The 12,711-nt window shown below is 41.2% G+C and carries 7 protein-coding genes; 3 read left to right on the forward strand and 4 right to left on the reverse strand.

Annotated elements, in window-relative coordinates:
- Positions 1 to 23: 23 nt before the first annotated feature.
- From NMG88_RS16110 to NMG88_RS16125, 4 genes are all read right to left on the reverse strand, one after another.
- Positions 24 to 1,496 (reverse strand): GAF domain-containing SpoIIE family protein phosphatase, encoded by a 1,473-nt coding sequence (locus NMG88_RS16110; RefSeq protein WP_042154052.1) that lies wholly within the window; start codon positions 1,494 to 1,496, stop codon positions 24 to 26.
- Between the two features lie 190 nt (positions 1,497 to 1,686).
- Positions 1,687 to 3,222: a signal recognition particle-docking protein FtsY gene (gene ftsY, locus NMG88_RS16115; RefSeq protein ID WP_254035606.1), complete on the reverse strand. Its 1,536-nt coding sequence runs from the start codon at positions 3,220 to 3,222 to the stop codon at positions 1,687 to 1,689.
- Positions 3,223 to 3,326: 104 nt separating this feature from the next.
- Positions 3,327 to 3,986, reverse strand: a complete 660-nt coding sequence (gene nusB / locus NMG88_RS16120) for a transcription antitermination factor NusB (RefSeq protein WP_042154050.1) — start codon at positions 3,984 to 3,986, stop codon at positions 3,327 to 3,329.
- Positions 3,987 to 4,020: 34 nt separating this feature from the next.
- Positions 4,021 to 4,770, reverse strand: coding sequence for a DUF502 domain-containing protein (locus NMG88_RS16125; protein ID WP_254035607.1), 750 nt, complete (start codon positions 4,768 to 4,770; stop codon positions 4,021 to 4,023).
- A gap of 306 nt (positions 4,771 to 5,076) precedes the next feature.
- On the opposite strand from NMG88_RS16125, the gene NMG88_RS16130 reads away from it, so the two are divergent.
- From NMG88_RS16130 to NMG88_RS16140, 3 genes are all read left to right on the forward strand, one after another.
- Positions 5,077 to 7,902, forward strand: a complete 2,826-nt coding sequence (locus NMG88_RS16130) for a tetratricopeptide repeat protein (RefSeq protein ID WP_254035608.1) — start codon at positions 5,077 to 5,079, stop codon at positions 7,900 to 7,902.
- Between the two features lie 96 nt (positions 7,903 to 7,998).
- On the forward strand, positions 7,999 to 10,527 hold the full coding sequence (locus tag NMG88_RS16135) for a tetratricopeptide repeat protein (protein WP_254035609.1): 2,529 nt from the start codon (positions 7,999 to 8,001) through the stop codon (positions 10,525 to 10,527).
- 158 nt (positions 10,528 to 10,685) lie between these two features.
- Entirely contained in the window at positions 10,686 to 12,650 is a 1,965-nt protein-coding gene (locus NMG88_RS16140) for a glycosyltransferase family 2 protein (RefSeq protein ID WP_254035610.1), read from the forward strand.
- The last annotated feature ends 61 nt before the right edge of the window (positions 12,651 to 12,711 follow it).

Raw genomic sequence — 12,711 nt, forward strand, 5'->3', positions numbered from 1 at the left:
CGTGATCAAGGATATTAAACCCATCAAGAGGATTCAGCATTAGAATCATCATTATTATCGCCTCCATCGCTAGATTTTACCTGCAACACTACGAGGGTCATATCATCCCCATTTCGGTTTTCTGCACCAATAAATTGTTGAACTTGTTCAAACAAATAATCCAGAATTGCTTGGGGATTTCTACAATTCTGACACGCCCAATGGAATGCTTGGCTAAGATTTTCCTCATCGAAGCGATCGCCTCGTTGATTCATCGCATCCGTAAATCCATCGGTATAATAAATAATTGTATCCCCTGGATAAAGTTGGATTTTATCTTCATAATAGCGACTATTCGCATCTAATCCAATCAACATTCCCAAAGTATCCAACCTGATAATATTATTAGTTGCAATCTGCCATAATAACGGGGGATGATGGGCCGCATTACTATAGGACAACATTCGAGTCGCCGGATCATATTCCGAATAAAACAAGGTAACAAAGCGGCTAGAATTTTCCAAGTCCGCATACATAACTTGATTCAAATGCCCCAAAATCAAGGAAGGAGAATGGCGGTTTAATACCTCAGCCCGCAACATTCCCCTGGTCATAGTCATAATCAAACCCGCCGGAACTCCCTTACCCATGACATCGCCGATGACAATACTCCAGCACTCATCAGTATAGATAGTAAGATGATCACCCCGTTTGTCAAAATTAGAGGGAATAAAATCATAATAATCTCCTCCGACTCGGTTCGCCGTTTGACATTGGGCAGCAATGTTTAAACCCGGAATTGTCGGGCATTTTCGAGGCAATAATTGTAACTGAATTTCCGCCCCAATTTCTAATTCTCGATCTAAACGTTCCTTCTCCCGTAGGGAAGTTGCTAACTCATCATTGGCAATAGCAACGGCCGTTTGATCAGCAACTAAACGGATTAATTTCTGACGGGTCGGTGTCCAAACATAATTAACATCATGACTAAAAACATATAACCGTCCGCGCTCGATATTATTCACCAAAATCGGTGTCCCGAATAACTGCACCTCGGGGCCAAGATAGCGACTAACTTGATAATCTAAATTTGCCGTATAGGTTTGTAATGCCGATTCCGATAAGTCTTCTAACCTTCCTGTAGATGAGAGCGAGGTAATTTGTCGGGTTACGGCTTCGATCGCCTGCCGAATATCCTGACATTGACGTCCTTCCTGACAATGGAGCCGTTGAAACCGAACTTGTCCATTAGGTTTAAATAATACTAAAGCCCCCCCATCAGAATCCGTCACCCGACTAGCAACTAAGGGAGTTAACTCTAAAAATTGATTCAGGTTGTTGAAGCTACGCAGGGCATACCCCAAGGAACTTAACAACTCGTTCACGTTTTGCTGTTCTCGGTGCAAACGCGCCACCATTTCCTTGAGGGCAAAAACTGGCGTCGTTTCCGGTGTTGCAGAACCGGTAATCGAGTCAGCAAATTGATCGGAGCGTTTAGGGAGGGGCAAGGCTGTCATCTAAAACCTCACGGGAGAAGGGGAGCAGGGGGAGCCAGGGGGAGCCAGGGGGAGCGGGGGGAGCAGGGGGAGCGGGGGAGGCAGGGGGAGCAGAAACAGTGCGACCGTCCTCGCTCGCTGAATATCACCCATTACCCATTACCTATTACCCAAAACCCAAAACCCAAAACCCAAAACCCATTACTTTGATTTAGCCACTGAGGAGGGCCTCGATAAACTCGTAGCTGGAAAACGGGCGTAAATCTTCAATACTTTCCCCAACTCCGATAAACCGAATCGGTAAGCCAAGTTGCTGGACAATAGCTAGGGCAACACCACCTTTAGCAGTTCCGTCGAGTTTTGTCAATACTACCCCACTTAATTGAGCCACTTCTGAAAAAACTTCGGCTTGGCGTAAACCGTTTTGACCCAAGGTAGAATCCAATACTAACAAAGATTGAATTTTAGCTGATGGAGCGCGTTTATCAATGACTCGACGGATTTTATTGAGTTCCTCCATTAAATTCTTTTTATTTTGCAAGCGACCAGCCGTATCAATAATTAACAATTCCGTATTTCGAGATATTGCCGCTTCTATGGCATCATAAACCACCGCCGCCGGATCGGTATTTTTTCCAGGGTTCGCCACGACTTCCACACCCGTGCGTTCTCCCCAGACTTTCACCTGATCAACGGCCGCAGCCCGAAAGGTATCCCCAGCAGCGATTAAACACCGATAACCGGATTTTTGGGCTAAATGGGCAATTTTGCCGATGGTTGTAGTTTTACCCGCCCCATTGACTCCGGTGACTAACCAAATATTGAGCGTATCTTTTTCCGGTGCGAAACTAATCGGATAGCCCTGGGAAAAGGGTTCTTCTAAAATTCCTCTTAATATTTGTTTAAGATAGGCGATCGCTTGTTCAGGGGGGAGGGCTTCTTGACGAAGTTTATTTTGTAGGGCTTCAATCACGCGATCGGTGGCTGCAACCCCGACATCCGCCTGTAATAGCATAGACTCAATTTCATCAACTGCCTGTTGATTTAATGGCCCTTGACCGACAATGGCTTTTAATTGGTTGAGTAAGTTGCGCCGTGTCCTTCCTAAAGCTTTCCAGAGTTTCTGTAACCAGGTAATTTCTTCTAAGGCGATTTGATCGGGACGGCGACCTTGATCGGCTAAGACCTGGGCTGACCACATAAAGACCTCATCAAACACCATTCCCGCTTCCCCAGAGGCGATTTCGCTGGTTTCGGGTTCCGGTTCAATGGCGGTTTCTTTTAGCCGTTCTAGGCGGGTTTGGCGTTCTGTGGTTGATGCTGCCCAAAAAGGTAGGGGTTCTGTTGATTCTGGGGGAGCAGGGGGGGTTTTTGTCTCTGGGAGGTTGGTTTCAGGTGCGCTAACGAATTCGGGTGCAACTGTTGGTTCAGTAATGCCCCCCATTGACAAGGGGGGGGTGGCTTCCGTTTCTACTTCTTGAATTTCCTGGGTTAAAACGGTCTGTTCAACTTCCGGTTCAACTTCCGGTTCAACTTCCGGTTCCGGTTCTTGTTGTTTCTGAATATTTTTATAAGCTGCCTTTGCCCACTGTAAATAATCCTCAGAAATTTGAGGTTTTTCTTCCGAACTATCAGCCGTTTCAGTAGGTTGATCTACTTTGACTGGTTCGGATTGAACCTCCGTTTCCGGTTCTTGATTTTGATCTGTTTTTTCATTAAATTGACGACGAAACCAATTAAATACCATAGTTTTTTTTAATATTAGTTATCAGTTATTAAGAGCCAGGGGGAGCAGGGAGTTAAACCCATTACCCATTACCTACCTATTACCCATTACCCATTACCTACCTATTACCCATTACCCACTACCTGTTCCCTATTCCCTGTTCCCTGTTCTCCAGCTTTTAATTTATCGACAAATCGACGAAGAACGCCGTTAATAAAGCGAAAACTTTCTTCATCACTGTAGCGTTTTGCCAGTTCAATAGCTTCATTAATTGCCACTTGTTCTTGCAAATCTAAATACATTAATTCGGCAACGGCAATGCGGAGAATATCTCGATCAATTCGAGGGAGTCGGTTTAATTGCCAATCGACCAAGACATCTGTTAATAACTGATCGATTTCAGCTTTATGGGTATTAACTTGAATCAGAATATCAAGGGCATAATTACAGACTTCTTGTTGATTGGCTAATTGTACCAATTCCGGTAATTCAATAGCGGTACTTAAACGATTAATTGCTCCTTGAACTAACTCAATGGCTTCATAAACCATTGTTCTAGCACTTTGTAAATCATTTGCCCGAATTTGGCTACCTAAAAGGCGATCGCTACTGCGTTGTAGTTCAGAAACCGCCGTTTCTAAGGACTCCTGACCTTCAGCCGTCAACGTCCGAACTGCGGCAATTAAAACATCATGTAATTCTTGAGTTTCCAGGCGCTCGGAAGTCGCAGGAAGTTGACTAATTCCAAGTAAAGCGAGTTCACGGGCAGTACGACGGGCTTGCATAGGTTATAAGAATTTAAGAATAAAGATTGTCCCTTTAATTTTCGCTGACCCCAATGCCCTCATCTTCTAGGACAATAGCCGGAATTCTGTTTTCGGTTTTGAGCAGAGATTCTAATGGAGGTTCAGTTTTGGGGTTAAGGGCTTTAACCGTTGATGAAGACGTTGTATTAACAATTCCACCGGATACGATAATTTTAAACGCATCTTCTACCGAGATGGTCAGGTTAATGACCTCCTGCTGTGGAACAATAGCATACCATCCACTGGTGGGGTTCGGGGTCGTGGGAATAAATACACTAACCACTTCCTCAGACAATTTAGACTGCATATCATTGCTGACTGACCCAGTAACAAAAGCCAGTGACCAAAGACCTCGACGGGGATATTCCACTAAGACTACACGACTGAATTTATCGTTTGAATCTCGTAAAAGGGTTTCTAAAAGTTGTTTCAGGGTTTTGTAAACCGAACCCGCTAAGGGAATAGCTTGTAAGATTTTTTCACCAAAGCCCAAAAGCCATTGTCCCGCAATATTACGGGCCATTAAACCAATAAATAATATTCCTGACAGGGGTACAGCTAACCCAACCAAAACATTCAGTAGGTTAACTAAAATGGGGTGCAAACCATCAAAGGGATTAATTTGCTTAGGAATACGGGTCAGAAACTCAATCACAGAACTGGAGATAGTGATGGTCAACCAGATTGTGGTTGCTAGGGGAATCACGACCAACAGACCTGCAATTAAGTCATTTTTTAAGTCCTGCTTCAAGCGTTGGAACACAGAGCGTCCAGTCTCCTCTTTTTTTTGGTGTTTCTCTTTCCTATTATTAACGATGATTTGTCTTTGCAGCGATCTATTTACCCAGATGGGAAGAAGAAATGAGGGCGGGCTTGAGCAGATGCTAGGAATGCCACTACTCTCAAGGTAGCCCAGGTAGTGTTTGAGAAACTAACTGTACAGAGAGTAGACAATTACTCCCCTATTGCTAGAATAGATGGGGTTAGTTCACACCAACCTCGCGACATAGTACAGAATATAACAATCGCAAAGACCTTCTACCCATTTTTCAATCCTCAGCAAAACACTGTGAATCCAAGCATTGAAGACTTAATCCAATCAGCGATCACTGATTTAGATGTGGGAAATCTGCGAGAAGCTGATCAGACAATCTCACGAATTTTAGCACGAGATCCCGATCATGCTCAAACCTATAAAGTTTTAGGGGATTGGTATGAAGTTCAAGGACTATTCCCAGAAGCCATTTCTGCCTATAAACAGGCAATTAAGTTACAACCAGATTTTGTAGAAGCCTATGCCTATTTAGCTCAAGTTTTACGAAATACAGGAGAGTTTGAGCCAGCCTTTTTCTGTTATAAAAAAGCCCTAAATTTGCGTCCAACTTGGACAGAATTATATTTTCAATGGGGTCAGGCTTATTACTGGAGTGGGGATATTCCCAAGGCGATTCGATGCTATCAAAAAACCTTAGAACAAAACCCCAATCATGTTAACTCCTATTTTACCTTAGCAATGGCTTATGGGCAGTTGGGAGATACAAAACGAGCTATTGCACTCTATCAAAGAGTGATTCATCTGCAACCAGATTTTGCTAATGCCTATAATAATTTAGGTTGTTTGTTATTTGGTATAAATGATTATGACGGGGCTTTAGAAGCCTGGGAAAAATCATTAATTTATAATGATAATGAAATAGAAAAATCATTAATTTATAATAATATTGGTCAAGTTTTTAATGCTCAAGGAAGAATTAAAGAGGCGATTAAATCCTATCATCAAGCCCTAAACATTAAAGATGATTTTCCTTTGGCTTATACCAATTTAGGCAAAATTCTCCAGCAACAAAATCAACATAAAAATGCAGTTTCCTACTTTGAAAAAGTTATTGAATTAGAACCAGAAAATATATTTGCCTATACCGACTGTGGAGCTTCTTTACTCAATTTAGGAAGACTGGATGCAGCGTTGAGTTGTTTCAAAAAAGTTATTGAGCTAGAACCTAAATTTGTAGAAGGTTACTGTCAAGGAGTACAGAAACGTTCGGAATTGGATGAATTATCTTTAGCCAGAAAGTCCTGTGCTGATTTTCTCATAGCATTACGACAGGATGATACCCCCCCAACTCCCCCTTGCCAAGGGGGGGCTAGGGGAAGTACATCTGTCCCCCACCCTTACCAAGAGGGGGCTAGGGGGGGTAAAACGGTCTATGAACATCTCTATCAAACCTATCTTCACCTGGGAAATACTTTAACGATTTACGGCAAGTTTGATCAAGCAGTGAGCTACTACCAAAAAGCAACACAAATTCAACCCTATTCAGTAGAAATTTATCTAAAATTAGGCAATTGTTTATTCAAAAATCAACAACTAAATGCGGCTTTAACGATTTATCAAATCGCTCTAAATCTACTCAAAAACGAGTCTATTTTTTCCCATATTCAGTTACTTGAAGTGAATTTGCAATTGGGGAGAATATTGGAAAAACAAGGATATTGGGAATCTGCTGCGGACTACTATAGTCAAGTTTTACAGACTCAGCAGGAAAAGGAGTTTAATTCTTGGGTCAATGACCATCCCTCAATCTTAACTTTATGGCAAGAATGGGCAAATGCTCCCTATATTCAACAGACGGATATTCCTGAAGGAGTGTGTGATTCAACCCTAACCTGGCTGACCAATAATAATTTACAGGATAGCCATTATTGTAATCTATCAGGATTATGCGGTTCGCAAAACTTGGATAACTGGAAACAGACACCCTCTAAACCGAATCAATGTGGGGGGTTAGATTGTGAAATCTGTCTCAAAAATGTGTTCAAATGCTTTCATTGGCAGAATTTGGGACAGGGAATTCAAAAAGGTTTGACATCCAAAAATAATACAGTTTCAACGCCTTTGTTTGTGGCGATAATTCCTAATGGACGAGCCTGGATTGTTCCCCAACAGAATTATTGGATGGTTTGCAAAGCGATCGCTATTATTACACCTGATAATCAACTATTAGCCGATGTCTCAAGGGAATATCCCGCCCCCCTTCCGGGTTGTCCCAGTTATGACCCACAACAGCATCAAGTTTTTCAACAGTCAGAATTACCGCCCCTAGAGACCATTGAAGGTCGGGTCGTAGTATTATCGGGGCTGTCGGGGAATGTCTATTTTCATTGGATGGTGGATGTTTTACCGAGATTGGAATTATTGCGCCAAAGTGGGATAAATTTTGATCAAATAGATTGGTTTTTAGTCAATAGTTACCAAGCACCCTTTCAACGGGAAACCCTAACTCGCTTAGGAATTCCAGAGTTTAAAATCCTCGAAAGTGATCAATTTCCCCATATTCAGGCACAACAGCTAATTGTTCCCTCCTTTGCTGGACATACAGGATGGTTGCAACCCTGGGCAATTGATACTTTGCGCCGTTGGTTTCTCCCTAAAAGCCCAAGTCCAGGCAAGAATTATCCCGAACGAATTTATATTAGTCGGGGAGATGCCAGCTATCGTCAGGTTTTAAATGAGGATGAAGTAATTCAATTCTTACGTCCTTGGGGCTTTGTGACCGTGCAACTTGAAACCCTATCCTTTACGGAACAGGTGGCTTTGTTTGCTGAAGCTAAGGTAATTATGGGGGCCCATGGTAGCGGTTTAACCAATATTCTGTTTTGTCAACCCGGAACCCAAGTAATTGAGTTTATGTCCCCCCACTATAATCGTCATTATTATTGGGTAATTAGTCAATATCTGGGATTAGAACATTATTGTTTGACTGGAGATGGGTTTGCTTGCTATCCGCTACGGGGGTTAATGTATCAAAATCCCCTGACCGAAGATATTTGGCTGAATCTGGTTTCTTTGAAAAGGCTATTAGAAATACTGTTTGTCCGATCACCGTGGAAATAAATATCTTAATCCCAAAAATCTGATATGTGAAACCCAAAACCCGATAGAATTGATTGGGGAAGATCCCCATTGAGTGTCAGCAACAGCAAACCAACTATGTTACCTAACGAAATTCGCGCCCGTAGTGTACAGTTTCTCCATCAACAAACAGAAATCTATATTAATCAAGGGCAATTTGAGGATGCGATCAAGGCTTGCAACCAGTTGTTGCAAATTCAGTCTGATTATGCCCCCGGTTATAAACTGATGGCGGATATATTCCAAAGACAGGGGAAATTACAAGACGCCCAAGAATGGTATACCCGGACATTGCAACTTCAACCTAATTGGCCAGAAGTTCATGCTAACTTGGGAAGTCTGTATGCTAAATCACAACAATGGCAACAGGCGATCGCTTGTTATCAAAAAGCTGTCACCCTGAAACCGGATTTCACTGGGGCTTATCGGAATTTAGCCAAAGTTTGGACACAACTTAATCAGCCCCAAAAATCCGCACAAGCCCTCTATCAAGCGTTTAAATTAGAACCAAATCAAGCCACCGCAGAAGAACATTTTAACCTTGGCCAGCAGTTGGCACAACAGGGAGCCACCACCGAAGCGCAGATCTGTTATCGGAATGCGATTGCACTCGATCCCAATTTAACCCCAGCCCATCAATCTTTGGCTAATCTGCTCAAAGACCAAGGAAAAGCCCAGGAAGCAACCCAGGTCTACCGGAAAGCGATCGAATTCAATACTCCGACCCTGGGAGCTCCAGCCCCTTCCGATACCCTAGCCGCCGCCACAGCCAGGGATTTATCACCCCAAGAAACTTTAGCCGGGGCAACTCGTCAGCAAACGGTGAGTCATAACACGAAATCCTCGATGAATCAGCCTAATAATCCCCAAACCTATTTGAAACAGGCTCAAGCCTATTGTGCCTTAAAAGAATGGGATCAAGCGATCGCTACTTGTCAAAAAGCATTAAAATTACAACCGGATTTAGCAGAAGCCTATAAAATTCAAGGCAATGCTTTACAAATTTTAGGGGAAATGTCGGCGGCGATTCGTTGTTATTCAAAAGCTTTAGAAATTCAACCCCAATATCCAGAAGTTTATGCAAATTTGGGCAGTTTATATGCTCAGGAAGAACGATTAGAAAAAGCTGCATCCTATTATCAACAAGCGGTTAGTTTAAAACCGGATTTTGCCGGAGTTTATCGTAATTATGCTAAGGTTTTAACCCAAATGGGGCAGTTAGAATCAGCCTCCCAATGTTTGGAAAAAGCCTATAGTTTGGAACCGGAAAAAGCCACGGCGGAGGAACATTTTAATTTAGGTAATACCAGATTTAAACAAGGTCGATTTGATGAGGCGATTGCTTCTTATCAAAAAGCTTTACAACTTAATCCTCAGTTGGCAGGAGTCTATTATCAATTAGGGCAATTATATCAAGCCCAAGGAGAAATTGAATCAGCTATTTCTGCCTATCAAAAAGCCTTAGAATTAGAACCTTCTCGGTTAGAATTTTATTATGGCTTTGCCGATTTATTTGGCTATCAGGAACGTTGGGATGATGCAATCCGAGTTTATAACAAAATCTTGGAATTAGACCCAAATCAATCCGTTGCTTATTACAAAATCGGAGAAATTTTTAACCGTCAGTGGCGTTTAGAAGAAGCAATTAATATTTATAAAAACTCAATTTCCTTGAATCCTAAATTGGTTTCTTCCTATTATGGATTAGGGAAAGTTTTAGTTAAACAGGAAAGTTGGCAAGAAGCAGTGCAGGTCTTGCGTCAAGCAGTACAAATGAACCCGAGTGGAGATGCGGAATCCTATAAAGGTTTCGGGGATGCACTGGCGAAAGTTGGGGAAGCAGAATCGGCGATTAAAGCCTATCAAAAATCGACAGAACTTGATCATAGTCAAGCCGAAGTTTATCAGAAATTAGGGGATTTACTACGAGATCAAGAACAGTTGGAATCTGCTATTACAGCTTATCAACGTTCAATTGAACTGAATCCTAGTGTATTCTGGACACAGAATAATTTAGCGGATATTTTCTTTAAACAAGAACGTTGGGAAGCAGCTATTTCTGCCTATCAAAATGCGATCGCCTTAGATTCTAGCTACTCTTGGTCATATAATAGTTTGGCTGATGCTTTAGTTAATTTAGAACAGTTGGAAGCAGCAATTCCTGCTTATCAAAATGCGATTAAACTTAATCCTGAATTTCCTTGGTCTTATTATAATTTAGGGAAAGTTTTAACGGAATTAGAGAATTGGGAAGAAGCGGTTGTCGCCTATCGGGGTGCAATTAAAGTTCAATCAGATTTACCGAGTATTCAAGAAAAACTCGCCGATGCGTTGAGAAATCGAGCTAAATTAGATTTACAGGAATCCTTGGATTATTATTATCAAGTAATTCAAGAAAACCCGGATCATGTTGCGGTTTATCATAAAGCCATTGAGATTAAACCTGATGATCCCCAATTGTATATTCAGTTAGCGAATACGTTGGTTAATCATGATCATTTAGATGGTGCGATCGTATTCTATCAAATGGCATTGCAGTTAGAACCCGATCATCCTGAAGTAGTTAAGAAATTAGAGGCAATTGTGGAAAAAAAAAAGCTAGGTTAACCCCCTACTTTTCCGTCTCTCAATCTCAATCAGAATATGATAAACTCTATCAGGCTTGGCTAAAATACAACACAATTCGTAGTGAGGTGTTCACGCCTCATAGCCCTAAAGGGCTTACTACGAAAGATTTCAAATATCAACCCCTGATTAGTATTATTATGCCCGTTTATAACACCCCGGAAACGTTTCTACGCGAAGCAATTCAATCGGTGTTAGATCAGGTTTATACTAATTGGGAATTGTGTATTGCGGATGATGCTTCGACGGCTTCCCATGTCAAACAGATATTAGAAGAATATCAACAGCAAGATAGCCGAATCAAAGTGGTTTTTAGAACTAAAAACGGTCATATTTCTGTAACTTCTAATTCTGCTTTAGAGTTAGCAACGGGAGAATTTATCGGGTTATTAGACCATGATGATGTTTTGACTCCTGATGCTTTATATGAAGTGGTGAGTTTATTAAATCAGAATCCCGTCGCGGATATGATTTATTCCGATGAAGATAAACTAAATGAAAAAGGAGAATTAACAGGTCATTTCTTTAAACCAGATTGGTGTCCTGATTCCTTTTTGTCCCGGATGTATACTTGCCATTTCGGAGTTTATCGACGAGAAATTATCAACCAAATTGGAGGATTTAGAACCGGATATGAAGGCAGTCAGGATTATGATTTAGTCTTGAGATTTACGGAAAAAACCGATAAGATTTTTCATATTCCTAAAATCCTCTATCATTGGCGGATTCATAGCAGTTCAGCCGCTGGAGGAACAGAAGCGAAACCCTATGCTTATGAAGCCGCGAAACGGGCGTTAAAAGATGCAATTGACCGCAGAGGAGAACCCGGAATTGTTAAAGATGTTCCGATTTATTTAGGACATTATCAAATCCGCTATAAAATTTTAGATTACAAGCGGGTGAGTATTATTATTCCGACTAAAGATTTAGGAAAAATCTTAAATCGCTGTTTGGAATCTATCTTTACTCTGAGCATTTATCCCGATTATGAAGTTATTGTCATTGATAATGGCAGTACGGAATCAGCAACCCAGGATATTTTAGAGAAATGGCAAGAAAAGGAACCGAATCGGTTTAGATATTATGCTTTAGATATTCCTTTCAATTTTTCTAAGATTAATAACTATGCCGTTAGTAAAGCCACCGGGGATTATTTGCTATTCTTAAATAATGATACCGAAGTCATTCATCCTGATTGGATTGATGCGATGGTAGAACAGGCACAACGGCCTTCTATTGGTGCGGTGGGTGCGTTATTAAGGTATCCTGATAAAATCGTTCAACACGCTGGTGTTGTGGTGGGAATTGGTCATTTTGCCGCCCATAGTCACCGCATGGCATCGGAAACAGACCCCGGATATTATGGTCAAATTATTTCTATTAGTAATTATTCGGCGGTGACGGCGGCTTGTTTGATGTGTCGGCGAGAAATATTTACACAGGTGGGAGGGTTTGATGAACAATTAGCCGTGGCTTATAATGATGTTGATTTCTGCTTGAAAATCGTTGAACAAGGGTATCGGAATATTTATTTACCCCATGTTGTTTTATATCATTATGAATCAAAAAGTCGGGGTTATGATACAACTCCAGATAAGTTACAACGATTTATGCAGGAAGTGACGATTACACGGCAAAAATGGCAACGTTATGTTGATCACGATCCCTGTTATAATCCTAATTTAACCTTATCTGCTTCTGATTATAGTTTAAGGCAATTTTCTGAAGTAGAAATTAGTAAGATTGCCTTAGATTTTGATCATAACAAATTACAAGATTGTTCAATTGATCAACCAGAAATTGGAATTTATTATGGAATTAGTCAAATTTGTTTTAAAGGTTGGGTACTGGGACAGCAGGAGAAAATAACCGCAGTTCAAATTATTGGTAATTATGGCCAAGTAATTAAGGAAATTCCGACCAATTTCCCCCGTGCTGATGTTCATTTACTGCATCCTGAAAACCTAAATTCAGAGTTTTGTGGATTTTGCGAAACAATTGAACTCAGAAATTTGTCTGAAGCAACAGAATTGTTATTCCAAGCTGTTCTAAACAACGAAACTTATGCTAAATTTGCAAAAGTAAAACTAGAAATCAACCATTAAATGTAGGGTGCGTAAGAGCTTCTCGCACGCAACAACATGGAGCGCTGAAGCGCAACAACAT

This window comes from Planktothrix agardhii (assembly GCF_904830935.1).
Taxonomy (GTDB): Bacteria; Cyanobacteriota; Cyanobacteriia; order Cyanobacteriales; family Microcoleaceae; genus Planktothrix; species Planktothrix agardhii.

Bases quoted from the DNA above. Each gene is read 5' to 3' on its own strand.
- NMG88_RS16110 (WP_042154052.1), bottom strand. From the start codon at position 1,496: ATGACAGCCTTGCCCCTCCCTAAACGCTCCGATCAATTTGCTGACTCG.
- ftsY (WP_254035606.1), bottom strand. From the start codon at position 3,222: ATGGTATTTAATTGGTTTCGTCGTCAATTTAATGAAAAAACAGATCAA.
- nusB (WP_042154050.1), bottom strand. From the start codon at position 3,986: ATGCAAGCCCGTCGTACTGCCCGTGAACTCGCTTTACTTGGAATTAGT.
- NMG88_RS16135 (WP_254035609.1), top strand. From the start codon at position 7,999: ATGTTACCTAACGAAATTCGCGCCCGTAGTGTACAGTTTCTCCATCAA.
- NMG88_RS16140 (WP_254035610.1), top strand. From the start codon at position 10,686: ATGCCCGTTTATAACACCCCGGAAACGTTTCTACGCGAAGCAATTCAA.